Source organism: Amycolatopsis sp. NPDC051061 (assembly GCF_040682935.1).
Classification (GTDB): Bacteria; Actinomycetota; Actinomycetes; order Mycobacteriales; family Pseudonocardiaceae; genus Amycolatopsis.
The window spans coordinates 178,612-205,377 of record NZ_JBFBBZ010000016.1 but is presented as its reverse complement, the minus strand read 5'-3'; the positions used below and the strand labels follow the sequence as shown (position 1 = coordinate 205,377).

30 protein-coding genes are annotated in these 26,766 nt (G+C 68.5%); 23 read left to right on the top strand and 7 right to left on the bottom strand.

From position 1 onward, the window contains the following. Positions 1-80: 80 nt before the first annotated feature. Complete coding sequence (locus AB0N03_RS23345) at positions 81-2,198, bottom strand: ATP-binding domain-containing protein (protein WP_364375334.1); 2,118 nt, start codon at positions 2,196-2,198, stop codon at positions 81-83. A 123-nt stretch (positions 2,199-2,321) separates the two neighbouring features. Here AB0N03_RS23345 and rsmD point away from each other — a divergent pair, with 123 nt between their 5' ends. The 15 genes from rsmD to AB0N03_RS23270 all read left to right on the top strand — a co-directional run bounded on the left by rsmD (position 2,322) and on the right by AB0N03_RS23270 (position 14,836). Further along, entirely contained in the window at positions 2,322-2,879 is a 558-nt protein-coding gene (rsmD, locus tag AB0N03_RS23340; protein WP_364375331.1) for a 16S rRNA (guanine(966)-N(2))-methyltransferase RsmD, read from the top strand. Positions 2,880-2,937: 58 nt separating this feature from the next. After that, positions 2,938-3,423, top strand: a complete 486-nt coding sequence (gene coaD / locus AB0N03_RS23335; RefSeq protein ID WP_364375328.1) for a pantetheine-phosphate adenylyltransferase — start codon at positions 2,938-2,940, stop codon at positions 3,421-3,423. A gap of 141 nt (positions 3,424-3,564) precedes the next feature. Next, entirely contained in the window at positions 3,565-4,284 is a 720-nt protein-coding gene (locus AB0N03_RS23330) for a ribonuclease domain-containing protein (RefSeq protein ID WP_364375325.1), read from the top strand. A gap of 66 nt (positions 4,285-4,350) precedes the next feature. Then, the gene (locus AB0N03_RS23325) at positions 4,351-4,851 is read left to right on the top strand and encodes a SigE family RNA polymerase sigma factor (RefSeq protein ID WP_364375322.1); all 501 of its coding nucleotides are present in this window, start codon (positions 4,351-4,353) and stop codon (positions 4,849-4,851) included. Further along, positions 4,851-5,525 carry a hypothetical protein gene (locus AB0N03_RS23320; protein WP_364375319.1) on the top strand — a complete coding sequence of 225 codons (675 nt, stop codon included), beginning with the start codon at positions 4,851-4,853 and terminating at the stop codon, positions 5,523-5,525. The genes AB0N03_RS23325 and AB0N03_RS23320 overlap by 1 nt, the downstream gene beginning before the upstream one ends. 113 nt (positions 5,526-5,638) lie before the next feature. After that, positions 5,639-6,367 carry a DivIVA domain-containing protein gene (locus AB0N03_RS23315; RefSeq protein ID WP_364375317.1) on the top strand — a complete coding sequence of 243 codons (729 nt, stop codon included), beginning with the start codon at positions 5,639-5,641 and terminating at the stop codon, positions 6,365-6,367. A 209-nt stretch (positions 6,368-6,576) separates the two neighbouring features. Beyond that, positions 6,577-8,241, top strand: coding sequence for an IS1182 family transposase (locus AB0N03_RS23310; protein ID WP_364375314.1), 1,665 nt, complete (start codon positions 6,577-6,579; stop codon positions 8,239-8,241). A 115-nt stretch (positions 8,242-8,356) separates the two neighbouring features. Next, entirely contained in the window at positions 8,357-8,959 is a 603-nt protein-coding gene (locus tag AB0N03_RS23305; protein WP_364375311.1) for a YceD family protein, read from the top strand. A gap of 70 nt (positions 8,960-9,029) precedes the next feature. After that, the gene (rpmF, locus tag AB0N03_RS23300) at positions 9,030-9,212 is read left to right on the top strand and encodes a 50S ribosomal protein L32 (RefSeq protein ID WP_013223689.1); all 183 of its coding nucleotides are present in this window, start codon (positions 9,030-9,032) and stop codon (positions 9,210-9,212) included. A 13-nt stretch (positions 9,213-9,225) separates the two neighbouring features. Beyond that, entirely contained in the window at positions 9,226-9,975 is a 750-nt protein-coding gene (rnc, locus tag AB0N03_RS23295) for a ribonuclease III (RefSeq protein ID WP_364375308.1), read from the top strand. 89 nt (positions 9,976-10,064) lie between these two features. After that, positions 10,065-11,420 (top strand): polysaccharide lyase 6 family protein, encoded by a 1,356-nt coding sequence (locus AB0N03_RS23290; protein WP_364375305.1) that lies wholly within the window; start codon positions 10,065-10,067, stop codon positions 11,418-11,420. A gap of 30 nt (positions 11,421-11,450) precedes the next feature. After that, the gene (gene mutM, locus AB0N03_RS23285) at positions 11,451-12,308 is read left to right on the top strand and encodes a bifunctional DNA-formamidopyrimidine glycosylase/DNA-(apurinic or apyrimidinic site) lyase (protein ID WP_364375302.1); all 858 of its coding nucleotides are present in this window, start codon (positions 11,451-11,453) and stop codon (positions 12,306-12,308) included. 58 nt (positions 12,309-12,366) lie between these two features. Beyond that, positions 12,367-12,801, top strand: coding sequence for an XRE family transcriptional regulator (locus tag AB0N03_RS23280; RefSeq protein WP_364375300.1), 435 nt, complete (start codon positions 12,367-12,369; stop codon positions 12,799-12,801). 308 nt (positions 12,802-13,109) lie between these two features. Then, a complete protein-coding gene (locus tag AB0N03_RS23275; protein WP_364375297.1) occupies positions 13,110-13,679 on the top strand; it encodes a hypothetical protein in 570 nt (189 codons plus the stop codon). Next, positions 13,676-14,836, top strand: a complete 1,161-nt coding sequence (locus AB0N03_RS23270; protein ID WP_364375294.1) for an MAB_1171c family putative transporter — start codon at positions 13,676-13,678, stop codon at positions 14,834-14,836. Before AB0N03_RS23275 ends, AB0N03_RS23270 begins: the two co-directional genes overlap by 4 nt. Positions 14,837-14,985: 149 nt before the next feature. Here the strand turns inward: AB0N03_RS23270 and AB0N03_RS23265 are convergent, their stop codons facing one another. From AB0N03_RS23265 to AB0N03_RS23255, 3 genes are all read right to left on the bottom strand, one after another. Next, positions 14,986-15,600, bottom strand: coding sequence for a transcriptional regulator (locus tag AB0N03_RS23265; RefSeq protein WP_364375291.1), 615 nt, complete (start codon positions 15,598-15,600; stop codon positions 14,986-14,988). A 101-nt stretch (positions 15,601-15,701) separates the two neighbouring features. Next, positions 15,702-16,052, bottom strand: coding sequence for a helix-turn-helix domain-containing protein (locus AB0N03_RS23260; RefSeq protein ID WP_364375289.1), 351 nt, complete (start codon positions 16,050-16,052; stop codon positions 15,702-15,704). 119 nt (positions 16,053-16,171) lie between these two features. Continuing rightward, entirely contained in the window at positions 16,172-16,426 is a 255-nt protein-coding gene (locus tag AB0N03_RS23255) for a hypothetical protein (RefSeq protein WP_364375286.1), read from the bottom strand. Between the two features lie 659 nt (positions 16,427-17,085). On the opposite strand from AB0N03_RS23255, the gene AB0N03_RS23250 reads away from it, so the two are divergent. Beyond that, a complete protein-coding gene (locus AB0N03_RS23250) occupies positions 17,086-18,273 on the top strand; it encodes a hypothetical protein (protein ID WP_364375283.1) in 1,188 nt (395 codons plus the stop codon). 8 nt (positions 18,274-18,281) lie between these two features. Here AB0N03_RS23250 and AB0N03_RS23245 read toward each other — a convergent pair whose 3' ends face one another. Beyond that, complete coding sequence (locus tag AB0N03_RS23245; protein WP_364375280.1) at positions 18,282-19,490, bottom strand: YaaC family protein; 1,209 nt, start codon at positions 19,488-19,490, stop codon at positions 18,282-18,284. 309 nt (positions 19,491-19,799) lie between these two features. On the opposite strand from AB0N03_RS23245, the gene AB0N03_RS23240 reads away from it, so the two are divergent. Then, positions 19,800-20,348: an NUDIX hydrolase gene (locus AB0N03_RS23240; RefSeq protein ID WP_364375278.1), complete on the top strand. Its 549-nt coding sequence runs from the start codon at positions 19,800-19,802 to the stop codon at positions 20,346-20,348. On the opposite strand, the gene AB0N03_RS23235 is transcribed toward AB0N03_RS23240, so the two are convergent. Together AB0N03_RS23235 and AB0N03_RS23230 are read right to left on the bottom strand one after the other, a co-directional pair. Further along, positions 20,334-21,464, bottom strand: coding sequence for a tetratricopeptide repeat protein (locus AB0N03_RS23235; RefSeq protein ID WP_364375276.1), 1,131 nt, complete (start codon positions 21,462-21,464; stop codon positions 20,334-20,336). The two genes, AB0N03_RS23240 and AB0N03_RS23235, sit on opposite strands and share 15 nt — an antisense overlap. Positions 21,465-21,638: 174 nt before the next feature. After that, a complete protein-coding gene (locus AB0N03_RS23230) occupies positions 21,639-22,013 on the bottom strand; it encodes a helix-turn-helix transcriptional regulator (RefSeq protein WP_364375274.1) in 375 nt (124 codons plus the stop codon). A 167-nt stretch (positions 22,014-22,180) separates the two neighbouring features. Between AB0N03_RS23230 and AB0N03_RS23225 the strand changes: the two genes are divergently transcribed. Genes AB0N03_RS23225 through AB0N03_RS23200 form a run of 6 tightly spaced genes read left to right on the top strand, consistent with a single transcriptional unit; the run spans position 22,181 to position 26,535 of the window. Next, positions 22,181-22,375 carry a helix-turn-helix domain-containing protein gene (locus tag AB0N03_RS23225; protein ID WP_364375271.1) on the top strand — a complete coding sequence of 65 codons (195 nt, stop codon included), beginning with the start codon at positions 22,181-22,183 and terminating at the stop codon, positions 22,373-22,375. Then, positions 22,372-22,704, top strand: a complete 333-nt coding sequence (locus AB0N03_RS23220) for a WhiB family transcriptional regulator (protein WP_364375268.1) — start codon at positions 22,372-22,374, stop codon at positions 22,702-22,704. The genes AB0N03_RS23225 and AB0N03_RS23220 overlap by 4 nt, the downstream gene beginning before the upstream one ends. Next, the gene (locus AB0N03_RS23215) at positions 22,701-23,039 is read left to right on the top strand and encodes a hypothetical protein (RefSeq protein ID WP_364375265.1); all 339 of its coding nucleotides are present in this window, start codon (positions 22,701-22,703) and stop codon (positions 23,037-23,039) included. The genes AB0N03_RS23220 and AB0N03_RS23215 overlap by 4 nt, the downstream gene beginning before the upstream one ends. Next, the gene (locus AB0N03_RS23210) at positions 23,036-23,848 is read left to right on the top strand and encodes a hypothetical protein (protein WP_364375262.1); all 813 of its coding nucleotides are present in this window, start codon (positions 23,036-23,038) and stop codon (positions 23,846-23,848) included. Before AB0N03_RS23215 ends, AB0N03_RS23210 begins: the two co-directional genes overlap by 4 nt. Beyond that, positions 23,841-26,204 carry an FtsK/SpoIIIE domain-containing protein gene (locus tag AB0N03_RS23205; protein WP_364375259.1) on the top strand — a complete coding sequence of 788 codons (2,364 nt, stop codon included), beginning with the start codon at positions 23,841-23,843 and terminating at the stop codon, positions 26,202-26,204. Before AB0N03_RS23210 ends, AB0N03_RS23205 begins: the two co-directional genes overlap by 8 nt. Beyond that, complete coding sequence (locus tag AB0N03_RS23200; protein WP_364375256.1) at positions 26,197-26,535, top strand: hypothetical protein; 339 nt, start codon at positions 26,197-26,199, stop codon at positions 26,533-26,535. Before AB0N03_RS23205 ends, AB0N03_RS23200 begins: the two co-directional genes overlap by 8 nt. The last annotated feature ends 231 nt before the right edge of the window (positions 26,536-26,766 follow it).

Sequence of the window (26,766 nt, the reverse complement as noted above, 5' to 3'; positions counted from 1 at the left end):
CCAATGTGGCCTTCGGTGCGTTCAACGCACCGAAGGGCCCCTTGGGTGCGTTGAACGCAACCAAGGCCACATTGGGGCGCTCAGCCGGCCGGGATCCAGTCGGGGTTCGAGGCCAGCACGATCAGCTGCTGCGTCGCCCGGGTCAGCGCCACGTACAGCACCCGGCGCCCGGTCGTCGACTCCGTGATCAAGTCGTTCGGCTCCACCAGCACCACCGCGTCGTACTCCAGGCCCTTCGAATCCAGGCTGCCGACGACCTTCAGCCGCTCGTCCGCGTGGCCCGACACCCAGCCCGCGACCTCCGGCACCCGGTCCATCGCCGTGATGACGCCGACCGTGCCCTCGACCGCGCCCAGCAGCTCCTTCACCGCCGCCTGCGTCGCGGCCGCCAGGCCCGCCGCCTCCACCGGGCGGACCTCCGGCTCCACGCCCGTCTTGCGCACGGCCACCGGCAGCTCGCCCGACTCCGCGTGCCTCGCGACCACCTTCGCCGCCAGGTCGAAGATCTCCGCCGAGTTCCGGTAGTTCGTCCGCAGCGTGAACCGGCGCCGCGCCGTCTTGACGCCGAACGCCTGGTCGCGCGCCTGGGCCGCCTCCGCCGGGTCCGGCCACGAGCTCTGCACCGGGTCGCCGACGACCGTCCAGCTCGCGTACTTGCCGCGCCGGCCGACCATCCGCCACTGCATCGGCGAAAGGTCCTGCGACTCGTCGACGACCACGTGCGAGTACTCGTCGTAGTGCTCGGGCCGGGTCGGGGAACCCCCGGAGCGCTGCGGCTCCACCTCGATCAGCTGGCGGCGCTTGCGCTTCGGCGGCGGCCCGATCAGCACGCGCAGCTCGTCGAGCAGCGCGATGTCCGCGATCGACCAGCCCCGCGACCGGTCCGCGAGGTCCGCGGCCAGCAGCGAGATCTCCTGCCGGTTCAGGACGCCCTTCGCCACCGAAGCCAGCCGCTTCTCCTCGCCCAGCCACTTCAGGATCTGCGCCGGGTACAGCACCGGCCACCAGAGGACCAGGAAGCGGTGGAAGTCGATCCGTTCACCCAGGTCGGTGATCAGCTCGGCCCGCTCGAACGGCTTGCCGTCGGCCTTCGCGTACTCCTCGGCCTTCGCCGCCAGCGTGTCCAGCAGCAGCTCCGCCGCCCGGATCCGCGACCGGTTCGGCGGCGCGCCCTGCGTGTGGGCCTTGCGGCGCACCTTCTCCAGCTCGCGCGCGTTCAGCTTGAGGACCTCGCCGCGGTAGACGATCCGCATCTCCTCGGGCGCCTCCGGCGGGGTGTCCCGCAGCGCCCGCAGCAGGATCTTCCGCATCCGCAGCGACCCCTTGATCGCGGCCAGCGGCGCCGCGTCCTGCCGCGTCGCCTCCAGGCCGTCGAGGACCTCGCCGAGCGCGCGCAGTTCGACGTTCGTCTCGCCCATCGAGGGGAGGACGCGCGAGATGTAGCTGGTGAACACCCCGGACGGCCCGATCACGAGCACGCCGGCCCCGCCCAGTTGACGGCGGTAGCGGTAGAGCAGGTAGGCCGCGCGGTGCAGGGCGACGGCGGTCTTGCCGGTGCCCGGGCCGCCGGTGATCTCGGTGACGCCGCGCCACGGCGCCCGGATCACCTCGTCCTGCTCCTTCTGGATGGTCGCGACGATGTCGCGCATCTTCTCGCCGCGCGAGCGCCCGAGCGCGGCCATCAGCGCGCCTTCGCCGACGATCTGCATGTCCTCGGGCACGGCGTCGGCGATCAGCACGTCGTCGTCGACGTCGAGGACGTTCTGGCCGGAGCAGCGGATCACGCGCCGCCGCACGACGTCCATCGGCTCCTCGGCCGTGGCCTGGTAGAACGCGGCCGCGGCCGGCGCGCGCCAGTCCGTCACGAGGTTGTCGAACTCGGCGTCGCGGATGCCGAGCCGGCCGACGTAGGTGCGTTCGGCGTCGTCGAGGTGGTCGAGCCGGCCGAAGACGAGCCCCTCGTACTCGGCGTCGAGCGTCTGGAGCGTCTGGTTGGCGTGGTAGACCATCATGTCGCGCTCGAACAGCATCGACGCCTGCTCGAAGATCGCCTCGCGCTGCGCGCCCTGGCCGATTTCGTAGCCCTTGGTGCGCATCGCCTCGGCTTGGACGCGCAGTTCGTCCAGACGGGTGTACACGCGATCGACGTGGGCTTGTTCGATGGCGATCTCGGCCCGTCTGACCCGAGGTTCCGACACGCATGGCTCCTTGACAGCTCTGGATCGCCTCCGAGGGCGAAGAACGACTCTACGCGTTGGGTCGGGCGGGCACACCGATGTCCCGGCCATCAGTGCTTCGTGTCCTCCCCGCACAATCAAGAGGTGACCAGGATCGTGGCCGGGACGGCGGGCGGCCGGCGGCTGAAGGTGCCGCCGAAGGGCACCCGGCCGACGTCGGAGCGTGTGCGGGAGGCCCTGTTCAACGCCCTGGAGACGGCGGGCGAGCTGGACGGCGCCCACGTCCTGGACCTCTACGCGGGCTCCGGCGCCCTCGGGCTCGAAGCGCTCTCCCGCGGCGCGGCGGACGCGCTGTTCGTGGAGGCCGACCGCCGCGCGGTCGACGTCCTGCGCGGCAACGTCGCGGCACTGGGCCTGGGCGGCACGGTCCGGGCCGGGCAGGTCGAGACGGTCGTCGCCGCGCCCGCGCCGCGGCCGTACGACCTGGTGCTGGCCGACCCGCCGTACGCCGTGGACGCGGCCGCGCTCGGCAAGGTGCTGGCTTCGCTGGCGACGGGTGGCTGGCTGGGTTCGGCGGCGCTCGTGGTCGTCGAGCGCGCGGCCCGCGACGGCGAGCCGGACTGGCCGGAGGGCTTCGAGCCCTCGCGCGCGAAGAAGTACGGCGACACGGCGGTCTTCTGGGCGGATTACCGCACTTCGTGACGTGGGCCACGCGCGGCAGAGCGGGCGTGGCGACCGGCGGCACGGTAGCGTCCGCGCCATGCGGCGTGCGGTCTGTCCCGGTTCCTACGATCCGGCCACCAACGGGCACCTCGACATCATCGAGCGGGCGGCCCTGCTGTTCGACGAGGTCGTCGTCGCGGTGGGGGTGAACAAGAGCAAGAAGGGCCTCTTCGAGCTCGAAGAACGCCTGGAGATGCTGCGCGAGATCACCGCGAAGCTGCCGAACGTGCGGATCGACTCGTGGGAGGGTCTGCTCGTCGACTACTGCCGCGAGCACGACATCGCGGCGATCGCCAAGGGCCTGCGCTCGGTCAGCGACTTCGACTACGAGCTGCAGATGGCGCAGATGAACCGCGAGCTCACCGGCGTCGAGACGCTGCTGATGGCGAACAACCCGGTGTACGGGTTCGTGTCCAGCTCGCTCGTCAAGGAGGTCGCGGCGCTCGGCGGCGACGTCGAGAACCTGGTCCCGCCATCGGTCTACGAGCGCCTCTCGGAGAAGTTCCCGAAGCTCGGGCGCTGACCGACTCTCCAAACAGGACCGCAACTCGGACGTCCGGTTCCCGTCGTTCGGCCCCCTACGTAAGTCGGGACTTCCGTCGCGCACGGCCCGAGTTCACGTTCTCGCCTTCTGACGATCATCCGATCGGGTTACGGTCCGAAAATGACCAACTACCGATCACGCCTGGTCGCGGTCTTCTTCGCGCTCCTGGCCACGCTGTCTGCGTTGTTCTTGGGGGTCACCGCCGCCGAAGCGGTGACAGCGTCACCGGCTTCACCGGCCGTCGCGGCCCAGAACGCCTGCGGGAACCTCTCCGGGTTCTCCCACACGACGCTGCCGGCCCTGCCCGCCGAGGCGACGACGACGTACAACCTGATCCAGAAGGGGGGCCCCTTCCCCTACCCGCAGAACGACGGCGTCGTCTTCGACAACCGGGAAGGCATCCTCCCGTCCTGCGCGTCGGGCTACTACCACGAGTACACGGTGCCGACGCCCGGCTCGAGCAACCGCGGCACGCGCCGCATCGTGACCGGCTCGGGCGGCGAGTACTTCTACACCGGTGACCACTACGCCACCTTCAAGGTCATCGACATCAGCGGCGGCGGCACGACGCACGCCTGCGGCGACCTGTCGGGCCTCACGAAGATCGGCTACTCCCAGCTTTCCGCGGCGGCTCGCACGGTGGTGGACAACGTCCGCGGCGGCGCGACCAGCAGCACGACCTACGAGAACCGCGAAGGCGTGCTCCCGGCCTGCGCGTCCGGCTACTACAAGCTGTTCAACGTGGGCACGAACGACCGCGTGATCTCCGGCAAGGCGGGCGAGCTGGCCTACACGCCCGACCACTACGTCACCTTCAAGCGGATCGACCTGAATTCCTGAGTCTCGTGCAACGCGCCGCGCCCCCTCGTCCGTGAGGTACACCGGGACGACGACGAGGGAGGCGCGATGCGCGCTGGGGACGACGCGGACTTCCGGGAGTTCGCCCGGGCACGGGCGCTGGCGCTGAGACGCACCGCGTACCTGCTCTGCGGCGACTGGCACCTGTCCGAAGACCTGGTGCAGAACGCCCTGGTCAAGCTCTACCGCGTCTGGCCGAAGATCACCCGGCGCGGACCGGTCGACAACTACGTCCGCCAGGTCCTGCTGCGCTGCTGGCTCGACGAGCGCCGACGGCCGTGGCGCCATCGCGAACGCCACGACGGAGTCGTGCCGGACCGGCCCTCGACCGAGCCCGAAGCCGGGATCTCCGCCTCGCTCCTGCGTGCCCTCGCCGAAGTTCCGCCGAAGCAACGCGCCGCCGTCGTGCTCCGCTACTGCGTCGACCTCCCGGCCGCGGAGGTCGCGGAAGTGCTGCGCTGCTCGGAAGGAACCGTCCGGAGCCAGGCCGCGCGCGGGCTCGAGACCCTCCGGGGCGTTCTCGAGCACAGCGCGGAGAGGAGCGCGTGATGACCGACCTCGAGACCCGCCTGCGGGACGTGGAGCTCGCCGAGCCGCCGCTCGGTTTCGACCCCGACGCGATCGCCGACCGGGCGGCGAGGCAGGTCCGGCGGCGATCCGCCGCGGTGGTCGTGGCGACCGTCGCGGTCGTGGCCGCGGCGTTCCTGGTTCCGTCGCCGGCACCGGTGGTACCCGCGGCGGCACCGGTGCCGCCGTCGCTTGCCGAGCAGTCCCGGATCCGGGTGGCGCTCGGCGAAGCCGTCACGCGGGTGCTGCCCGGCGTCCACGACCTGACCTTGGGCCGGTCGTCGGCCGACAGCATCGGGCCGGAGCGGATGAGCGTGACGGCCGAGTTCGTCGACTCGAGCGGACGGCCCGGGAACTTCCAGCTGACCGTGCGCGGGGCGCGGGCCGCCCACCAGGTCGTGCCGGCCGACCGGCTCTGCACCGCGTCCGGCTCGGCGGCGCGCTGTGTCCGGCTCCCGCAACCCGACGGCGGCGTCCTCGTGCTCTCCGAACTCGTCTACCAGGACGAAAACGGCACTCCCGTGCGTGACGGCATCACCGGGTTCCTGTACCACCCCGGCGGGGCGACGGTGATCATGATCGGCGGCCTCGGCTACCCGCTGACCGAAGAGCAGCTCACGAAGGTGATCACCGATCCGGCCTTCGTGCTGCCATAAGGGGGTCCGGCACCGGGCGTGGTCCAGGGGGACACGCCCGGTGCCGGTGGCGTTCACCGGTTCCGCGGGGAAAACGGGCAGACTGATCTCAGCGACAGGGGATTGGAGTTGCCGTGTACCGGGTTTTCGAGGCGCTCGACGAGCTCGTCACCATCGTCGAGGAGGCGCGCGGCGTCCCGATGACGTCCAGCTGCGTGGTGCCCCGCGGCGACGTCCTCGAGCTTCTCGACGACGTCCGCGACGCGCTGCCCGCGGAGGTCGACGACGCGCAGGACGTGCTGGACAAGCGCGACGACCTGATCCACGCCGCCCGCAAGGAGGCGGGGGAGACGGTCGCCGGCGCGAACGCCGAGGCCGAGCGCGCGATCGCCGACGCCACCGACGAAGCCGAGCGGATCATGGCGGACGCGCGCGCCCGCGCCGAGCAGATGCTCGCCGACGCGCACGACCAGGCCGACCGCACGGTCGCGGCCGGGCAGGCCGAGTACCAGAACCTCACCGACCGTTCCCGCGCCGAGTCCGAGCGCATGATCCAGGCCGGCCGCGACGCGTACGACCGAGCCATCGAGGACGGCCGTCTCGAGCAGTCCCGGCTGGTCGCGCAGACGGAGGTCGTCCAGGCGGCCCACGCGGAGTCGGCGAGGATCGTCGACGAGGCCCACGCGGAGGCCGACCGCCAGCGGGGCGACTGCGACGCCTACGTGGACGGCAAGCTGGCGGAGTTCTCGGAGCTGCTGGCGACGACGTTGCGGACGGTGGACTCGGGCCGCAACCACCTGCGCTCCCCGGCGAACCTGCCGAACTCGGGCGGCCGCCCGACCCTGTACGACTACCAGGTGTGACACGAATCTCGCCTTGAGCCTGCTTGTCCACAGCTCAGCCGAGATGTGGACAGCCGGACCGCGACGACGGCTTTCCCGGCTTTTTGTCGGGCAGCCCCGATAAACTGGGCCGGGGACGCCCCCCTGGGGATGCTGTTGGTTAATTGATCTTTGCTGGTGATCGGCATGATGTGGGTGGTCATGGTCGGTTCGGTGAGTGGAGGTCGAGGGTGTCGGTGCGTCCCGGGGTGTTGGGGCCGGTTCCGGAGCAGACGGTCCGGGTGGCGCGGGCGGCGTTCCCGAAAGGCTGCCCGGTCCTCCGGTTACGGGACACGCTCGGGCCGGTGTTCGCCGACGCGGACTTCGCAGACCTGTTCCCGGCTCGCGGCAAGCCCGGTCTGTCGCCGGCGATGCTGACGATGTTGCTGCTGCTGCAATACGGCGAGGACCTCTCGGATCGGCAGGCCGCGCAGGCGGTCGCGGCCCGGATCGACTGGAAGTACGCCCTGGGCCTGGAGCTGACCGACACCGGGTTTGATCATTCGGTGCTCTCCGAGTTCCGGGACCGGCTGGTTGCCGGGGATGCGGGGCAGCGGGTCCTGGACCTGGTGCTGGCCGCCGCGGCGGAGAAAGGGCTGCTCAAGACCCGTGGTCGGGCCCGGACCGACTCGACCCACGTGCTGGCCGCGATCCGGGAGGTCAACCGGCTGGAGCTGGTCGGGGAAACGCTGCGGGCGGCGTTGAACGAGCTGGCCGAGACCGCGCCGGACTGGCTGGCCGCCCACGCCGATCCGGACTGGTTCGACCGCTATGGGCGGCGGGTGGAGAACTACCAGTTGCCCAAGACCGACGCGCAGCGGCAGGCGTGGGCCGCGCGGGTCGGCGCGGACGGCACCCGGCTCTGGGGCCTGCTGACCGGCCCCGACGCCCCGGTCGAGCTGGTGGAGTTGCCGCAGGTGCAGGTGTTGCGGCGGGTCTGGATCCAGGAATATGTGGTCATCGACACCCTCGATGAGGGCCGGGTGGTGGTGATGCGCGACCCAAAAGACCGGCCCCCGGCGGCGGGGCGGCTGGTCAGTCCGTATGAGCCGGACGCCCGCACCGGCAGGAAACGCCACACCGCCTGGGATGGCTACAAGCTGCACCTGACCGAAACCTGTGACCCCGGTCGGCCACGACTGATCACCCACGTCGAGACCACCGACGCCACTGTCACCGACTTCGAGATGACCGGGGTGGTCCAGGCCGGGCTGGCCGGACGCGACCTGCTACCTGGTGAGCATCTGGTCGACACGGGCTATGTCACCGCCCGGGAGATCGTCACCAGCCGCGAGCAGCATCAGATCGAGCTGGTCGGGCCGGTCATGCCCGACACCGCCCGGCAGGCGGTCGCCGGTCAGGGCTACGCCGCCGGTGATTTCTCCATCAGCTGGGACGCCAAGCAGGTCAGCTGCCCCGCAGGCAAGCGCAGCAACCGCTGGTCATCGGAGAACAACGAGCACGGGAACCCGATCATCAAGGTCCGGTTCTCCGCCACCGACTGCAGGCCCTGTCCGCTGCGGCAATCGTGCACCACCGCCAGCAGCCACGGCCGCACCCTCAAACTTCTGCCCCGCGCCGAACACGAAGCCCTCACCCGCGCTCGCCAACAGCAGAAAACTCCGGCCTGGCAGCGGAAATACCGGCCACGGGCCGGGATCGAAGGCACCATCGGGCAGGCCGTGCACCGCTTCGGTGCCCGCTACGCCCGCTACCGCGGGCACCCCAAAACCCGGCTTCAACACCAACTCACCGCCGCTGCGCTCAACCTCACCCGCATCGACAACTGGCACACCGGCACGCCGCTGGCCCGCACCCGCACCAGCCGCTTCGCAGCCCTCAACCCAGCCGCCTGAGCAGCCAAAACCCAATTAACCAACAGCATCCCTGGGAGCGGCGGGGGCTGTCCGGCGCCGGGACTGCGCGGGTCCAGCTCAAAAGGCGTGGCGACCGGTGCGTACCCTGGACCGGATGTCCGAGAACAAGACCCCCCAGCTCGACGACCGCAGCCCCTGGGTGATCGACACCCGCGAGCTCGGCCGTCATGCCGGCCTCAGCCGCGCGATCACGCGCAGCGTGCCGGTGGAGACGCCGCTCGGCGTCCCCGATGTCATCACCATCGACGCCGGCTCCACGCTCGAGCTCGACCTGCTGCTCGAGTCCGTCGTCGAGGGCGTCCTGGTCAGCGGCACCGCGAAGGCGACCGCGAAGGGCACCTGCGCGCGCTGCCTCGACCCGGTGACCGAAGAGGTCGAGGTCGAGGTCCAGGAGCTGTTCGCCTACCCGGGCTCGGCCACCGAGGAGACCACCGACGAGGACGAGATCCCCCGGCTGATCGACGACCGGATCGACCTCGAGCCCATCGTGCGCGACGCCGTCGTGCTCGCCCTGCCGCTCGCGCCGCTGTGCACCGAGGACTGCGCCGGGCTCTGCATCGACTGCGGCGTCAAGTGGGCCGATCTCGAGCCCGGACACGGGCATGAGAAGATAGACCCTCGGTGGGCCGCACTGGTCGAGCGCTTCGACGAGAATGCGGGCGAAAAGCCTGCGCCGGGTCCCGCTGAGCAAGCCTGACGAGCGACCCAGCTCGTTGCGGAGGAAGTTCGCTCGCACCGCGAGCAGACCGTCTTAAGGAGATCTACTCGTGGCCGTCCCGAAGCGGAAGATGTCGCGATCCAACACGCGCTCCCGCCGCAGCCAGTGGAAGGCGGCTCCGGTGCAGCTGGTGCCCTGCTCCAACCGCGCCTGCAAGCAGCCGAAGCTCCAGCACATCGCGTGCCCGTCGTGCGGCCAGCACAACGGTCGCCAGGTCGTCGAGCCCGCCTGATCGGGTAGCCGACATGGGGGGCAAGACGCCCGGGGGACCACCAGCCGATCCGGCGCCGTTGCTCGACGCGCTCGGGGTCACACTCGACCCCGAGCTGCTCGAGCTGTCGCTGACCCACCGTTCGTACGCGTACGAAAACGGGGGCCTGCCGCCGAACGAGCGGCTGGAGTTCCTCGGTGACGCCGTGCTCGGCCTGGTCGTCACCGATCACCTGTACAACACGCATCCCGACCTGCCCGAGGGGCAGCTCGCGAAGCTCCGCGCCAGCGTGGTCAACATGCACGCACTGGCGCGGGTCGCGCGCGCTCTCGGCGAGGGCGGGCTCGGGGCGCACCTGCTGCTGGGCAAGGGCGAAGAGCTCACCGGCGGCCGGGACAAGGCGAGCATCCTCGCCGACGGCCTGGAAGCGGTCATCGGTGCCGTCTACCTCGCGCACGGCATCGAGATCGCCCGCAAGCTCGTGCACCACCTCTTCGACGGCCTGCTCGCCGAAGCCCCGCTGCGCGGCGCCGGTCTCGACTGGAAGACCAGCCTGCAGGAACTGACGGCGTCGGCCGGTCTCGGCGTGCCCGAGTACCGCGTCGAGGACACCGGTCCGGACCACCGCAAGGAGTTCACGGCCACCGTCCTCGTCGCCGGCCGCCCGCTGGGCAACGGCAACGGGTCGACGAAGAAGGAAGCCGAGCAGAAGGCCGCCGAGACGGCCTGGCGTTCGCTTTCGGCCGAGCTCGAAGCCGAGAAGAAGGACGACCCGGAGTCCTGATCACCGGGAACTTCTGTTGACGGTTCCGCCGGCCACTCAGTAGCGTGATGATCATCCGCCGCGCAGCTACTCACTGAGAGGTCCGGCGGATGCGTCTGTTCTTGGTTCCCCTGATCGTGGCGGCGCTGGTCGTCGTCCCCGGCCCGTCCGCGTCGGCGGCACAGGTCCGCGTGACGTCGCTGCCGGCGCTGCAGTCCGCGCTGGACAAAGCGAATCCGGGCGACACGATCGTCCTGGCCGACGGTTCGTACTCGGCGGCCTCGACGCTGTCGATCAAGCGCTCCGGCACGAGTTCCGCGCCCGTGACCGTCGCCGCCGAACACACCGGCAAGGCCACGATCACCGGCTCGAAGACGTTCGGTTTCGGCAGCGGCGTCTCCAACGTGGTCCTGCGCGGCTTCAAGTTCCGCAACGGTGCGTCCCTGAGCATTCCGGCCGGCGCGTCGCACAACCGCCTGACCCGCAACGATTTCCAGCTCACGAGTGACGGCAACTGGGTCACGGTCAGCGGTGACGACACCGTGGTCGACCGCAACGTCTTCCAGAACCGCACCAGCCAGGGTGTGTTCCTGCAGATCCTCGGACCGTCCGGTGCCATGGCGAAGCGCGTCCACGTGCACCACAACTACTTCTTCAACCACCAGTTCGCGGGTTCGAACGGCGGCGAGTCGATCCGGCTCGGGCTGAGCGATCGCCAGTCGTACCCGGCGAACGCGCTGATCGAGAACAACCTGTTCGAGAAGGCCGACGGCGACAGCGAGGCGATCTCGGTCAAGTCGTCCGACAACGTGGTGCGGTACAACACGATCCGGGACAGCGTGGGCTACATCGTGCTGCGCCACGGCAACCGCAGCGTCGTCGAAGGCAACCTCCTGTTCGGTTCGGGCATCCGGTTCCACGGCAACGACCACAAGATCGTGAACAATTACGTCGCGAACAGTGGCGACCGCGCGATCGTGTTCGGGTCCGGCGACGAGGCGGACAGCGGGCCGGCGAGCAAGCTCCACGATCGACCCGATCGGGTGACGGTCGCGTACAACACGGTGCTGGGTTCGAAGAGCGTGATCGACGGCGACGGCGGCGACTTCAAGCCGAAGGACTGCGTGGTCGCGGACAACATCGTCAAGGGGACGGGCGGCACTTTGGTGACGGTGCCCAGCGGGTCGACGGTGAAGTACGAAGGCAACATCACCTTCGGGGGCACGGCGGGGATCCCGTCTCGTTCGGTGGACCCGAAGCTGGTGAAGGACGCGGCCGGGCTGTACCGGCTGTCGTCGGGGAGCCCGGCGATCAACGCGGGCGTGGGCTCGTACCCGTCGGCGGCGACGGACTTCGACCTGCAGGCCCGCACGGGCGCCTTCGACGTCGGGGCGGACGAGTATCTCGCCTCCGGCGCGACGCGGGTCCCGCTGACGAAGGCCGACGTCGGACCGGCCGCGCCTTAAATTGTCGTACCTGCCGGGCACAATGGTCGTATGCCCGAACTACCCGAGGTCGAAGTCGTCCGCGTGGGCCTGCAGGCGCACGTCGCGGGCCGGACCATCCGCGAGGCGGAAGTCCTGCACCCACGCGCCATCCGCCGGCACGCGCTGGGCGCGGAGGACTTCGCGAAGCGGCTGGTCGGCAGCCGCGTCGAGGCGGCGCGGCGCCGCGGCAAGTACCTGTGGCTGGAGCTGTCCGACAAGGAGGCGCTGCTGGCGCACCTCGGGATGAGCGGGCAGATGCTGGTCCAGGCCGAGGGCGCGCCGGACGAGAAACACCTGCGAGTGCGGCTGCGCTTCGACGACGACGGTCCGGAGCTGCGCTTCGTCGACCAGCGGACGTTCGGCGGCCTGGCGCTCGACGACCTCAACGAGGTGCTGCTCCCGGACACGATCGCGCACATCGCGCGTGACCCGATGGACCCGGCGTTCGACCTCGACGCGGCGGTGCGCGCGCTGCGGTCGCGGCGCACCGAGGTCAAGCGGGCGCTGCTGGACCAGACGCTGGTGTCGGGCATCGGCAACATCTACGCGGACGAAGCGTTGTGGCGCGCTCGCCTGCACGGGGCCCGGCCGACCGAGAAGCTGACCATGGCGAAGGGCCGCGAGCTGCTGTCCGCGGCGTCGGACGTGATGAACGCGGCGCTGGGCGCGGGCGGGACGTCGTTCGACGCGCTGTACGTGAACGTCAACGGGCAGTCGGGGTACTTCGACCGGTCGCTGGACGCGTACGGCCAGGAAGGGCTGCCGTGCCACCGGTGCGGCACGGCGATCCGGCGGGAGCCGTTCATGAACCGGTCGTCGTTCTCCTGTCCCCGTTGCCAGCCGCGACCGAGGGCGAACTCGCGTTGATAAATGGTGTTCAGCTTTCAGCTAGGATGAAAGTGCCTGGTAGCTGAGGGAGTGCATCGTGGTCAAGGAGCCCGGAAAGTCGACGCTGGCCGACAAGATCGACCGGCTGTTCCACGTGGTCCGCAGGCCCGATCGGGAGCCGTACAGCAACGAAGAGGCCGCGAAGGCCTGTCGTGAAGCAACGGGCGAGAGCTTCTCGACGACGTACCTGTGGCAGCTGCGCACGGGCCGTCGCACCAACCCGACGAAGCGGCACCTCGAAGCACTGGCCCAGTTCTTCGGAGTGCCACCGGCATACTTCTTCGACGACGAGCAGAGCGAGAAGATCGCCGAGGAGCTGGCCCTGCTGGGAGCGTTGCGCGACGCGGGGGTCCGCGACTTGGCGCTGCGCGCGGTGACCTTGTCGGCCGACGGGCTGGACACGATCAGCGACATGATCGACGCGATCGCCCGGAGGGAGGCCGGTCGCAGCGGACCGAAGAGGGAGGCCTGAGGTGACGGCGTTCGGCCTGAGCGTGGTGGCGGCCGCCGCGGCCCGCCAGCGGGGCGCTGCCTTCCGCCGCCGGCCAGGCGCCGCCCTTGGCGGCCGGCCGGGTACCGAACCGCCGGTGGGGCCGAGCGTTCCTTCCGCCCGCCGAGCGAGCACCACCCCGCGCCGCCGAGCGAGCGCCGCCTCGTCCTCGGACCCGGAAGCGCATCCCGAACCGGTGAGCCCGATCTTGCTCTTCCCGCGTATCCCCGCCGGCGCCGCCGCGTTGAACCGGCGGGAGCCGTGGGGTCGCGGCGTGAGGGAGGGCTGACGTGGCGCGTACACCGTGGCGCAGGCGACCGGGGCGCGCGCTGTGGAAGCGGGCGCGTGAGGTCGCCGATGCCGTCACCCTTCCCGAGCCCTTCGATGCCGAGGCGTTCGTCGCGAGGCTGGCCGCCGGGCGGGGGCGCCCCATCGAGCTCATGCCCGTCAGCGCTCCCGAAGGCACTCCTTGCGGTTTGCTCATGAGCACCGAACGCGCCGACTACATCCTCTACCCGACCACCACCACCGCCCTGCACCGGCAGCACATCCTGCTCCACGAGGTCGGCCACCTGCTCTGCGGCCACACCGGCCCCGACGGCGGCGCGGACGGGGTGGCGATCGACGCCGCCGCCGGGCGGCAGCTCATGCCGAACCTCTCGCCCGAGCTGGTCCGGCGCGTGCTCGGCCGCACCACCTACACCGAGGTCGAAGAACGGGAAGCCGAGCTCGTCGCGAGCCTGCTCGCCCAGCGCGTCGTCCGGCCCGGGGAGCCGCGCGAGCTCGCGCCCGACGTCCCGGACGGCCTGCGGCGCTTCGACTCCCTCTTCGGTGGCCGGGACCGCCGCCGGACGCCGTGATCGAGACCCTGGCCTACCACCTGTGCCTGGTCGGGTTCGCCGGGTTCGGGTACAAGCTCGTCGAGGCGCGCCGTGGCCAGCCGGTGCGCACCATGTGGTTGCTCGCCGGGTTCGGCATCTGCATCGCCACCGGCATCGTCGTGCTGACGCCCGCGATGGCCGCCCTCGCCGGCCAGGGCCCGGTGGCCGAATGGGTCCTCAGCCTGGCCGGCGACGAGCTGAAGCTGGGCGCGATCGGGTTCGCCGTCGCGTTCACGCAATCGGTGTGGCGTGGCGAAGGTGCCCGGCTCGCGCCGCACGCGCTGTTCACCGGCGCGGCGATGGTGCTGCTCGCGGTGTGCTTCACGCTCTCCGAGCCGCGGCGCGTCGGCGACGACACGGTCTTCTCGGGCGCCGGCCTGCCGTTCGCATTGGCCGACAAGCTCGTCTTCCTGGCCTACAGCCTGATCAGCCTCGGCCTGCTGATCGCGGTGTTCGCCCGCAGCGCGTGGCACGCGGAGCCGGGCCCGCTGCGCACCGGGCTGTGGCTGCTGGTGGTCGGCGTGGGCGCCGCGTTCGCGTGGACGTTCTGGGACATCGACGACGTCCGCCGGCTCGCCGCGACAGCGCGGATCGGCGCGCGCGAGGACCTGCCGTCCTCGGTGCTCGCCGCCACGACGATCGGTTTCGTGGCGGCCGGCGCGACGCTCAGCGCGTGGTCGCCGGCGGTGTCGTCGATGATCGGCCGGGTGCGGGCGTACCGCGCGTACCGCCGCATCGAGCCACTGTGGACGGCGTTGCGCGCGGCGGTGCCGGGCATCGCGCTGGACCCCGGCCGCGAGCTGACGGGTGGCGCCGAGTTCGCGCTCTACCGCAGGGTGATCGAGATCCGCGACGGTCACCTGGCGCTCCGGCCCCACTTCGACCCGGACCTCCCGGCCCGCGCGGAGACGGCGGCCCGCCGCGCGGGAGTCCCTGAGACGGAGGTGGCGCCGACGGTGGAGGCGATGACCCTGGCCGCGGCGATCGAGGCAGGCCGGGAGGGCCGCCGTTTCGAGCCGGGGCAGGGCGGGCCCGGCCCCCTCGCGGACGCGGACGCGGACGTCACCACGGAGGCGGCCTGGCTGGTCCGGGTGAGCCGGGCGTGGCAGCGGGTCGTGAGTGGGAAACAGGGTTAGAGCTGACTATCTCTTGGTTACCTACTTGTGACCTGCGGATCTTGGCACGACTGGCGCGGCCAGCTGGCCGCGCCAGTCGTATGGAGCGCTAGCGCGTGGCCGGGGCACATCTTAAGTGCTCCAGCCGCACTACCTCGGTCCTATTTGCGTTACGGCTGGCCCCGGCGGCGAAGTTCGACACCCTCGGCGAGCAGGATGGTCCGGGTCTGACTGTAGGACATGCCGTAGGTGACTGCGAGCTGGCGGATCGAACGCCCGTTGGCGTAGGCGTTGACCATCCCGGGCGGGGTTGGCGGCAGTGGAATCCGGGGTGGGCGCAGCGTGACATCGGCGTCTATCAGCGCGGTGCGGATCTTGCGGTAGCTGTACGGATGGCGCGCGACCAGGCTTTCGATCGTTTCCCCGGCGTTGTAGTGCTCCACGAGGTCTCGCACGACGTCGGCGGGTATTTCGGCGGGTGTAGCTGGCGGGCCGTCGCACGCTGCGGCGCCGGTGGTGACCAGTGCGGCCGCGCGGGACACCACGGCTTGCAGCGCTTCGAGGTGGTTCACGAGCCGTTCGCAACCTTCGGGCGTAAGCCGGACCCAGGTTCTCTGCGCCTTGCTCCGCTCGGTCTGGACGATGCCCTCCCGGCGGAGCTTGCCGAGCTGGGTGGACAGCGCGGGCGGCGTGACGCCGAGCGCTTCGCAGATGAAGCCGAACTCGCACCAGCGCATCTCGGCGAGCAGAGTCACGACGAACAGCCGTGCGGGCGCGAGCAGCACGGGATCAAGATCACGGCTGAAGCTAGGGACAGCGATAGGGCGCCCCTCACGGCGCACTGCGACAATCACTCCGGGTTTCCTGCCTTGCCGGTCCGGGTTGCTCATCGTATGTGCGGCCTGCCGCCGCGTGGGCGCATCCGCACCCCGGCGTCCTGGAGCAGCCGGTAAGTCTTGCCGTAGGACACGCCGTTGAGCCCGGCGACCTCACGGACCGTCAGACCGCTCTCGTATTGGTCAACGACCTCCGAATCGTCGAGCTGGCACTTGATGCCACGGCCGGTCTCCGGCACGTCGGCACCGAGCTTGCGCAGCAACGTGCCGGTCCAACTCAGCGACAGGCCGAACTCGCGAGCCAGCTCGACCATCGGCGTGTCAGCACACCATGCGGCCAACATCCGGACGTTGCGCTCTGCCCGCTCCGCATCAGTCAGGCTCCCCGTGGGCGCTTCCAACACTCCTCTTTCTTTGTGCACCAACAAACTCAAAGGTCATAATGTCGATCAGGCCGTCGCCACATGACGAATACCACGAGCCACCGAAAAGACCCGGGATGCGTGAACAAGAAGATCGTTCACCGGCGTGGCTCCGCCACACCGTCGATCAGTTCCGGATCGGGTGTCGGCGTCCGATGCAGACACGACTCGCACGGCATGCCCCGCAGAGCGTCGAGCCGTTCCAGTTCCCCCGCTCCGAAGGACAACCCGCATAAGGCCGTCAGCCGCTCGGGCACCTCGTCTCCGGTCGGCGCCTCGAACACGTGCACCACTCGACGCGTCTCACCGACCGTGCCCGGCAACGGGCGTCCAAAGACCAGCCGGATCGTCACCGCATACCCCGCAGCGCGTGGGTACCGGCGGGAACGGACGCGATTGGGGCGCTATCCGCTCCCGCCGGAACTGGGGCCCGACCGTTTCGCCCCGGTGCCGGTCGCGGCTGCTGACGCGGGATAGACGTCGTAAGGGCGGGGAACCGGGAACCTCGAAGCCAGCGACGCCATACTGACGGTTTCCGATGCCGCGTTCGACGGATGCGGTGCTCCACGGTCGGAAGTGTTGAGCGGGCGACCAGGAACGCGTAGCACCCTGGACACAGGCGACCAGGCGGCAGGAGCATCGATCCGGTTAGCACAACATGCCCGCAGAGCGCCTCGTACCGCCCACGGGTGTTGTCGCGCCTGCAGCGAGCGAACTCCTCGTCGGTGACTGCGTGGTCTATGCCGTCACGGTCGCTCCGGTGCCAGCTCACGTATAGGCCCGTGACCCTTCCCTGCCGTTCGTAGCTCACCTGAAACCTTTCTCCGCAGGTCCCGCCGGCCAGGTCAGATCCACGCGACCGAGGTGGGCTCCGCCTCCTACATGCTGACCAGGCGTAACGAGGCTGTATGATGTGAAATCAGCTTGACTTAAGGGCCTATATCAGCGATAGGTCAAGCGAGGGACATAACGGGGACATATCGCTCACCGGAATGCGAGGAGAGGATGGACGATGGCTATCGATGACGCTGGAGGACCCGCGCCTCGCACTGCCCTTGAGCAGAAGATCCGCGAGCGACGTCAGACGTTGGCGGAGTTCGCTCATGCCGCTGAAGAGTTCGCGCGCAGCTTCGGCGAGCCGGGAACCCTCAGCGAACGCCACTTGAAGCGCCTCGTCGCCGGAAGTCGGCCTGACGGTTCGCCAGTCGGCCGCCCCCGTCCGGCGACAGCGCGGCTGCTTGAACGAATGCTGGGCCTCACGATCGACGAACTGCTCGCTCGACCGGACACGGCGCTCGTCGTTGAGCCGGGAGAGCATGAACTACGGCAACGGCTCAGTGCTGCCCGCCGGGTTAACCCTGAAGTGCTGGCGCTGCTCCAGTCTCAGCTAACGGCAGTCCGTAGACTTGATCGCCAGTTGGGTGCGGCCACTGCTCATGACGAAGTCACGACCAAGATTAGCCAGGTGAACCGCTTACGGGCGCACAGTTTGACCCCAAGCGTTCGGGGCCAGCTTGCGGCCTTGCTTGCCGAATTCGGCACGCTCGCCGGGTGGCAGGCCCTCGACATGGGATCGCTCGCCAGGTCATGGCAGTTGTATGAACAGGCTAAAGCGGCGGCATCAGAGACCGACGACGCAGTCTTTGGGATGCACTGCACTGCCGAACAGGCTTTTGTCCTCATTGAGATTGGCGAAACGGCAGCGGCGGCGGAGTTGCTAAGTGCGACCGAGCGCAAGGCGCAGCAAACAGCAGGCCGCCTGCTCCGATCTTGGCTTGCGGCAGCATCCGGCGAAGCACTCGCCGCAGACGGACAGCGCTCAGCAAGCTTGCGCGCGTTTGACCGTGCTGCGGCATTGCTGCCGTCGACCGCAGCTGCAGCGAACGAGCCGTATGTTGCTCTTGACTCTGCGCACCTTGCGCGGTGGCGCGGCCACGCCCTCGCTCGGGTCGGAGAGAGTGGAGCTGTCGAAGTGCTCTTGTCAGCCCTTGACCAGCTTGATCCGACGTTCATCCGTGCTGAGACAGGCTTACGCGTTGATCTTGCCAGTGCGCTCTTTGCAATCGGCGATCGCGAACAAGGACGAACTCATGCCCGAAAGGCACTCGCACTCGCCAAGGAAATCGGCTCGGTGCGCCAGCAGCAACGAATAGCCCGACTTGACCATCGCCGACCCGAACACGGACAACTTGCCCTCTAAATCAGGAACTAGCCCCTGACTCTATCCAGGAAAACGAACTCGTTGTCCAAGATTTCATTTGCGGCCGACTGCAGTGCGGGCAATGCGGCCTGCCTGGTAAATGCCGCCAAGTACCAGGCCTGATCAGGGTTTAATCGAAGGTCGAGAGCTGAAGGCCGATAGCGAATCAGGCTCGACACTAGATACACCGAAAGATATCGAGCGAGATCTGATGTAAGCCCTACAAACTCCGAATCCGACAAGCTGACAGTTAGGGTTCCATCGAAATATCCGTGTGGATGACCCAGCATGGGACGCAATCTTGCGGCTAGCTCCTCTTCCCATTCGGGCAAACGCAGGTTGCCAATGTGAATACCGTCGCCCGACCTCACATATTTCCCATCGCAAGGAATCAATAGTGCAAAGCTGTCGAGACTGAGTCGCGATGATAGGGCAAAGACCTGCCAAGGGTTGCCATGATGGAGGGGTGGAAGTTCTTCGAAGATTTCCCGAACAAGATCCCAGCTCGGCTTATTTTGCTGAATTACTCCGTAGCCTTCAATGAGCAAGTGGCTCCAGCTGTAGGTGCCGTCGGTTACGATGGTCTGGTATAGCGGGACCGCCTGGAGCGTCTTTCCTCTGACTTGAATGTACTCCATACCTGACTCTAGGCATCGAGAGAACAGTTGATCGGGATTAATCTCCCCAGGAAGATGTGAACTAGGGACGCCCATCCGCTTTTCATATAGCAACGGAAATACCCCACCCCTCTGGGGCTTTACCCGCCAATCTTCGAAGTTTCCTGTTGCATGAACAGCGCTGACCCCATGGGTTAGTTTCTGGTTAATGATAGCGTCAGGGCGCCAGAGAAGGAGTTCGGCCTTGGCGAGGTTTAGTAAGGAATAGTAGTATTGCAATGCCGCACTTGGCCCGGACGTTTCCTCGCCTGCGCGATAGTAGACTTCAGCTTGGCTAATAAATGCCGATAATTCGTCAGCCACTACCTGCGGATCCGGCCAATTTGTGCCAGCAAGACGCTTCGAGCAGCCAGGAACATAAGCCACGCGGCGAAGTTGATCCCAAAGAAGGTCGGCATTTGCAGATTCGAGTACCAGTGTCGCCTGGGCGCTAACAAGAGGTCGGCATATGCGATTATTAAGGTAATTACTTTGCTGCATTTCTAACGCGATACCGTGTGATCGCATGGAGAAGTCGAACTCTGCTGCGATGTCGGACACTCTGCTTAACGCTTCACTCTGAAATTGAGGAGGCGGTGGATAACTATCTGACCTTGCGTCCACGTGGACCCATGCCAGGTTTGCTTCAGCAGGATCATCTGGGCGACCCCCCGTAGTCGGACTGGCGTCAATACCTTCGACTTGAAGTCGACCCATAAGCTCCTGTAGCCGCTCGGGCGGACCCGAGAGGTTCATTGAGAAGTGACCAGGCTTCGCCATGTGATTCACATTACATGGCCAGATTTGCGGCGCACTCGCGCGCCTGTCGGACTGCTGGGGCTTGGCTGTACTTAGCCGTAGGCTGCGTGCGTGGCTGATGAGCATGGGTCGTGGAAGACGTTCGGTGAGCGGCTGGTCTACGACAACCGGTGGGTCAAGGTCGGGTTGACGGACGTCGAGGCGCCGAACGGCGAGCGGTGGGACTACCACGTGGTCCATCTCGCGCGGATCGCTATCGCGCTGATCGTGAACGACCAAGACGAAGCGCTCATGCTCTGGCGCTACCGCTTCGCCACCGAGCAGTGGGGGTATGAGCTGCTCGGCGGCATGGTCGACGACGGCGACGACTCGGCCGGGACGGCAGCCCGGGAGGCTGCCGAGGAGAGCGGCTGGCAGCCGATCGGCGAGCCGGAGCACCTGGTCAGCTTCGAGCCGCTACCCGGGCAGGTCACCGCGCCTGTGGACGTTTACCTGTGGCGTGCGGCCGAGCATGTCGGCGATCCGACCGACACGGAGGAGGTGGGCCGGGTGGAGTGGGTGCCTTTGTCCCGGGTGAACGAGCTTGCGCAGCGTCAGGAGCTGCTCGGGTCCGGCACGCTGGTGTCCCTGCTCTACTACCTCAACTTACGCCGGGCATGAGTCGCCGGGCAGCACGAGCCGTTCCAGTCGGCGACGCAGCCGGACGGACCTGACCTGGGAGATGATTCGCCGGGCTTGCTGTGCGTAAGTCCGTGCGGCCTCCCGGTCCCCGGCCACGCTGTAGGCAAGCGCAAGGTCGACGTACACAGCTGCGCTCGCCCGGACGAAAGACGACGATCGGGCGTCGTCGACCAGCCGTTCCAGTTGTTCGATAGCCTCAGGTGCACCGAGGTGGACGAGCGCGTTGCCGCGCCAGCGGTCCAGGTGCGTGCCGCCGAGGAACAGGAATGGCAGCTCGGGGTGCACGACTTCGGACGGCCGAAGCGCGTCGGACTCGTCGAAAGCGCGCAAGGCGTCGTCGCGGTGTCCGGCGATGGCGTGGCCTTCGCCTTCGGCGGCTGCCAGCCACGCGCGCAGCAGGCGCGGCGCCTGCTCGCCGATCGATCGTGCCTCAGCGAACAGGGCCACCGCGTCGTCGACGTTGCCCGCATCGATCAGGACATATGCCTGCTCGGCAGTGGCGTGCGCGAGCAGCGCGGCCGAATCAGCCTCCAGTGCGGCGGACTTCGCGCGTTCGTAGTGGCCCCAGGCTTGCGTGAGTGAGCCGATGTCGAGCGAGTTCCAGCCGGCCAACGTGGACGCCTCGACCAGCACCCCGGCCAGTGGCGCCCGGTCGCGCCGTAACAGGGTGTGCTGAAGCCGGTCCTCCATCTCCGTGATCTGGCCACGCAGCCGCTCCAGTCGAGCGGCCGATCCGAACCGGCGGTCGGCATGGCGGACGCCGTCAACCTCCTGGCGAAACCCCGCGATGATCGCGGCGTCGACACGGTTGGCGACGACGAGGCGTTCGGCTAGTTCCTCGCCGATCGCGGCGTCACCCGGCGGGAGACCCAGTTCCGCGTCCGTGCGGCCGTAGATCTCGCGCAGGACTGCGCGCATTGGCGGTTCCGGCGTAACGTGCCCGTTCTCCCACCTGGAGATATCCGTCTTTCGACTCGGGACCGAACGCTCCGCCAATCCGTGCGCCGCAGCGCGCGCGTTGATGGCCCGCGCGAGCTTTTCCTGACTCCAGCCGACCGCGTTCCGAGCGGCCTGTAAGGGGCTTATCGACGTCATGATGCTGCCCGGCGATAGCGGCCGCGACCTGCGGAGATAACACGAGCTAACACGGGGTGTGTCATCCGCTGCCAGCTCCCGGCGGCCGCAGAAATGCCGTTTCTTAGAGGCATGACACGCGACAGCAAGACCCGCCGGACGGCCCCAGAGGCCGACCGCGAAAAGGAACTCGCGCTAGCCGCGCGGATCACCATCACGACGGATCAGCTCGGTGAGATCAGCCAGTTGATCGGTGATCTGCGACAGCCGCTGTTCGATGACCGCCAGCCGCGCCGACACGGCGTCTTCCATGTCCTCGCGAGGCTGCCCCAGGGCCGGCGGGATGCGGCCGTGCAGCACGGCGAGCAGGTGCTGCGGGTGCAGTCCGAGCGCCACGGCCAGGGCTTCGAGAGTGCGGTCGCTGCGCTTGCGCTCCACGGTGTGGTTCTGGATCTCGCGGACGATCGCCTGGGAGACCTGCGAGCGTTCGGCCAGCTCGCGTTGCTTCCATCCGAGCTCGTTCACGCGCTCGTTGATGGTCTTCGCGACCGCCGCCCAGTCTTCCGACACCCATTCCTCCGTGGTCCGCCTCAGCGCCGACATTAGCGCCTAACGGATTCCGCGGCGCCGAGATCGACACCGCGTCGCGCATTCGGGCCATTCTCACGCTTTCATGCGACTAAATCAGCTTTCTTTTTCAGCTCAAATCAGCTGAACGACTCAAAGGGCTTACTTCAATGCAGAAGAACATTCCTGACGCCGGTGGTCCGGTGTTCTACTCACTGGCCGACGCCGCGTGGATTCTCGGCGTCGACCGCAACGACATCCATCGCGCTATCCGGGTCGGTTCGCTCCGCGCAGTGCGGCGCCGCTCTCGGCTCGTCATCCCTGCCGCTGAGCTGCGGCGCGTGCTCGACGGGGGTGCGCGATGACCGAACCCGACTACAAGGAGATGGCTGCTCGGCTCGTCCGGTACGCCGCTGTGCCGGGTCATGTGCTCAGCGAAGTGGTGACCACGGACGGACTGTGTTTCTGGGCATTCGATCGGGCAGACATGCCGGAGCTGTCCGGTGACGAGTCGCCGGACCGGGAGTTGGCGGCACGGATGTGTGCCGGGTGTCCGGTGATCGACGAGTGCCGGGAACTCGAGTTGCGGACCGCCGGACCGGACACGGTCGGGGTGTGGGGCGCGCTGCCCGACACGGACCGGCGTGCCCTGTACCCGGTGTGGGCGCGTCGCCGGGGTGGTGAGGCGCGATGAACGTCAACCTCACGCCGATACAGATTCTCGCCGGGATCGTGGTGCTGCTGGCGCTGTTCATGGTGTGGCGCTACAGCGCCCGGAAGGCTCGCCGGGCCGCCGACGCGGCACGGGCAAGTTCACGGGTGGTGTCGCTGGCCGGGCGTGTGCTGTTCACGGGCACGGCGTTCACAGGCGTTCAGTGGCTGGTGATCACCCACGTGCACAACCCCACGTTGGTGCTGGTGGTTCTCGGAGTGCCGGACCTGATCGCGGCCTTCGTCCTGACGCGTGTCCTGACGGTCACGTCCATGGACACCACCAGTACGCGCCGCCGGGGTGGTGGCCGCCGATGACCACGACCCATGACAACCACGAACCGGCCGTGGCGCCGGGGCGGGCGCGGCGACTCGCGGAGGATGCCGCCGAAGCGGCCGACGTCCGGCGCTGGCAGACCCACCCGGACGTGGTGGCGCTGCGGGTGGAGCGGGCCCGGGCGCAGGTGGACCGGTTGTGCTGGTCCGGGATCGTGCTCGGGTTGGCGTTCACCACGGCCAACGTGCAGTGGTTCGCCGCCGCCGGAGCTGCGTTCGGGTCGCTGCCGTGGCTGACGGCGTGGCTGCTCGATCCGACCGTGTGCCTGGTCCTGTTGGCTATCCTGCGGGCCGAACAGGTCACCGCCCGGTACCAGGTCCACACGGGAGCATGGGTGCGGGCGGCGAAGTGGCTCACGCTGGCCGCAACGTATGTGATGAACACCTGGTCATCGTGGGTTTCCGGCTCGCCGGCCGGAGTGGTTCTGCACTCGGTTCCGCCGCTGGTGGTGTTCGTCGCCGCCGAAGCGGTCACCGACCTGCGGGACAAGCTCACCGACGCGGTGATGGTGGCGTTCATGAACGCCACAGACCGGATGGACACGCCGGAACCGGCTCCGGTTCCGGAACCGGAGCCGGTTCCTGAACCGAACACGGCGGCGGCACCGCGTCCGGCCCGGCGGAAGTTGTTCGCGGACTACCTCACCGACGCCCGGGACGCGTGGACGCCGGGTGTGGAGATCACTCCGGCGTGGGTGCGGGAGACCACGGGATGTTCCCGTGGACTGTCCTCCCGCCTCGCCGCCGCGCTCTCCGCCGAGATCGGCAAGGGGGTGCGCGCCGATGACTGAACCGAACAGGGACGACCATGAACACGGCGCACTGGCCCGCGCTGGCGGGCGGGACGTCGAACACGTCGGCCCGGTGTTCGACGGCGAGTTGATCGACGACACGTTGCCCCAGCCCCGGGGCCGGACAGCCCCGGGCCGGGTGTCGCCGTGGCGGCGGATCGCCGCCACCGCCGGGCGGGTCTGGCGGTCCGGGCCGATGGTCCGGGCGCGGTCACTGGCCGCCTACCGGGCGCGGAAGGTTCCGCAGGATCTTGTCCGGCTGGTGTGGTTCATCCTGCGCGGGAACTGGCGGTGGCTGGTCAAGTTCTGGTACTGGGCCACCTACGCCGATCTCCGCGCCGATGCCCGCCGCGCCCGGCTGGCCGGGGACACCGACGCACGCCGGACCGCGCAGGAGCTGATCCGGTCGGACGCCACGGCACGGTGGGCGAAGCTCGGCATTGCCGTGCGCCGGTTGGTAATCACCCTCCGCGTCGCCGCTCCGGTCGTGGCGGTGTTGTGGCTGGTGGATTCGGTGATGGACCGGGCGGACATGTGGCCATGGCTGACGAACGTCTACACGGGAGTGGAAGCCGTCTGGTCAGCGCTCACGGTCGTGGTGCCGCTGCTACTGATCGTGATCCCGGTGGCGTGGGCCGTGGCCGCCGCGTTCGAGGGACGCGACCGCACACCGGGTGCGGGGTGGCTGGTCCGGCCAGACCGTGATGACGCCGACTCATGGATTGATGAACGGATGATCTCGAAGGCGTTGGCACATCTGGGAATCAGTCCGCTGGACCGGTTCTACCGCGACGGCGGGGAGCTGGTCTACACCGTGGCCGCCCGCAAGGATGGTGACGGGACGTTCGCTCAGGTCCGGTTGCCGCTCGGAGTCACCGCCGACATGGTCGCCGCCCGACGGTCCAAACTGGCCGCGAACCTCGGGCGGGCGTCGCTGGAAACGTGGCCTACCAAGGGAGACGAAGACGGACTGTTGGACCTGTGGATCGCCGACAAGGGCGTCCTGCGGGGCGGCGCCGGCCAATGGCCGCTGGTCCACGATGGACAGGTCGACGTGTTCGAGGGTGTCCCGTTCGGACTGTCGCAACGCGGTGTGGTGATCAACGCGCCGCTGATCGGAGTGAACTGGCTGATTGGTGGCCGTCCCGGGCAAGGGAAGTCGGCCGCGTTACGGACGCTGCTGCTCGGCGCGGCACTCGACCCCACCACCGAACTGTGGGCGTTCGTCATGGGCGAGTCGCCCGATTTCGAGCCGTTCCGGCCCCGCTTGTCGCGTTACCGGATGGGGATGGACGACAGCGTGGCCGAAGCGGCAACGCAGGCGCTGGCGGACTTGCTGACCGAAATGGAGCGACGCGGCAAAATCCTCGGAGAGCAACCGAGCCGCCCGCCGAAGGTCTCCCGCAAGCTCGCCGACAAGGCCGGGCTCGGGTTGCACCCGTTGGTGTGCGGGATCGACGAGTGCCACGAGTTGTTTCAGCACCCGAAGTACGGCAAGAAAGCCGCCGAACTGGCCACCAGGTTGATCAAGCGAGGACGCAAGTACGGGATTGTGCTGCTGCTGGCCACCCAGTCACCGACGAAGGACAGCATCCCTCGGGAGGTTACCCGCAACGTCTCATGTGGAGTGGCTTTCAGCGTGGCCGACCAGGTCGCCAACGACGGGCTACTCGGGTCCGGGAAGTACGCCGCCGGTATCCGCGCGACCGAACTACGGATCAACACCGACCGGGGAACCTGTGTCGCGGTCGGCATCACCGATGAGACGTTCGAGCTGGTGCGCACGTTCTACGTCCCGTTCGAGGACGGGACCGACGACGTCACGCCGGTGATCGGCCGCGCCCTGGCGCTGATTGAGGAGACGGGCCGGGCGGTCGAATCCAGCGCACGGCCGCAACTCGAAGCGGCCGGACCGATCCAGGTGGACGAGCTGGCCGATCTCGCCGACGTGATCGGCGGGGACGACCGGGTGCGGACACAGGCGGTGCTGGCGCGGCTGGTGGAGCTCAACGCGGAGCACTACGGCGGGTGGAGCTTCGCGGCGCTGTCCGCGCTGCTGGCCGAGCACGGCATCACCGCCCGCAAGTCCCACGGCGTGATGACCGTGCACGCCGCCGACGTCACGGCCGCTCTCGCCCGCCGGGACAGCGGGGACGCGCGTGGGGAGGGGCCGGGGACGCGGGGAGTTCTCCCCGCCGACTCCCCGGAGCAATCTCCCCCCGTTGACCAGCGGGAACACGGCTCGGGGAGGCCGGGGAGCCGCCGCCGGCCAGACCCCGGATCGGGCCGAAAACCGGCCGATTCCGGGGACACGTCCGGGTCCCTCCCTGACGACGGCGGCGGGCGCGATGGCTAACCAGCGCGCCGGACACCCCGCAACCACCCACCCCGCCACCTGGCGACACAGCAAGCGAGGAACCGATGAACCAGCCCGCACCGAACAGGACGGTAGCCACGGCGGCAGGATCGAGCGCACCTCCGAGACGAGCGACCCTGAACCGGTCGCGCGGGAGACCTACGCACAGCAACAGGCACGGTTGGACGCCGAAGCGGTCGACCGGTGGGCCGTGACGGTCGTGGACTGGCCACCGATGACCGAGGAGCAGATCCGTGCCCTCGCAGTGATCCTCAACCGCATCGATGCCCGACTGGCTCAGCAACGGCCCCAGCGGCGACAGAACGGCTGACGGCGCGCGTCGCGTTCCCGCCACCATGTCGATCAGATGATCGACATGGTGGCGTTGCAGCAGGTAGAGGAAGAGGGTTTATCCCCGAGGAGCGCCGGATTCGATGGCTCGACGTCGACTTTCAATTCGCAGCACAGAAATTACCTGATGGCACACTGAAGGCGCCTACCTGACGGCTGGCAAGAGGCCATGCCAGAAGTAGCATCCTGGTTACGCGGCCACGCTTCCTAT

Coding starts and splice junctions, on each gene's coding strand:
- AB0N03_RS23225 (WP_364375271.1), top strand. CDS start 22,181: ATGCAGAAGAACATTCCTGACGCCGGTGGTCCGGTGTTCTACTCACTG.
- AB0N03_RS23220 (WP_364375268.1), top strand. CDS start 22,372: ATGACCGAACCCGACTACAAGGAGATGGCTGCTCGGCTCGTCCGGTAC.
- AB0N03_RS23205 (WP_364375259.1), top strand. CDS start 23,841: ATGACTGAACCGAACAGGGACGACCATGAACACGGCGCACTGGCCCGC.
- AB0N03_RS23210 (WP_364375262.1), top strand. CDS start 23,036: ATGACCACGACCCATGACAACCACGAACCGGCCGTGGCGCCGGGGCGG.
- AB0N03_RS23250 (WP_364375283.1), top strand. CDS start 17,086: ATGGCTATCGATGACGCTGGAGGACCCGCGCCTCGCACTGCCCTTGAG.
- AB0N03_RS23215 (WP_364375265.1), top strand. CDS start 22,701: ATGAACGTCAACCTCACGCCGATACAGATTCTCGCCGGGATCGTGGTG.
- AB0N03_RS23320 (WP_364375319.1), top strand. CDS start 4,851: ATGACCGACCTCGAGACCCGCCTGCGGGACGTGGAGCTCGCCGAGCCG.
- AB0N03_RS23330 (WP_364375325.1), top strand. CDS start 3,565: ATGACCAACTACCGATCACGCCTGGTCGCGGTCTTCTTCGCGCTCCTG.
- AB0N03_RS23290 (WP_364375305.1), top strand. CDS start 10,065: ATGCGTCTGTTCTTGGTTCCCCTGATCGTGGCGGCGCTGGTCGTCGTC.
- AB0N03_RS23200 (WP_364375256.1), top strand. CDS start 26,197: ATGGCTAACCAGCGCGCCGGACACCCCGCAACCACCCACCCCGCCACC.
- AB0N03_RS23305 (WP_364375311.1), top strand. CDS start 8,357: ATGTCCGAGAACAAGACCCCCCAGCTCGACGACCGCAGCCCCTGGGTG.
- rnc (WP_364375308.1), top strand. CDS start 9,226: ATGGGGGGCAAGACGCCCGGGGGACCACCAGCCGATCCGGCGCCGTTG.
- AB0N03_RS23325 (WP_364375322.1), top strand. CDS start 4,351: ATGCGCGCTGGGGACGACGCGGACTTCCGGGAGTTCGCCCGGGCACGG.
- coaD (WP_364375328.1), top strand. CDS start 2,938: ATGCGGCGTGCGGTCTGTCCCGGTTCCTACGATCCGGCCACCAACGGG.
- mutM (WP_364375302.1), top strand. CDS start 11,451: ATGCCCGAACTACCCGAGGTCGAAGTCGTCCGCGTGGGCCTGCAGGCG.
- AB0N03_RS23235 (WP_364375276.1), bottom strand. CDS start 21,464: ATGACGTCGATAAGCCCCTTACAGGCCGCTCGGAACGCGGTCGGCTGG.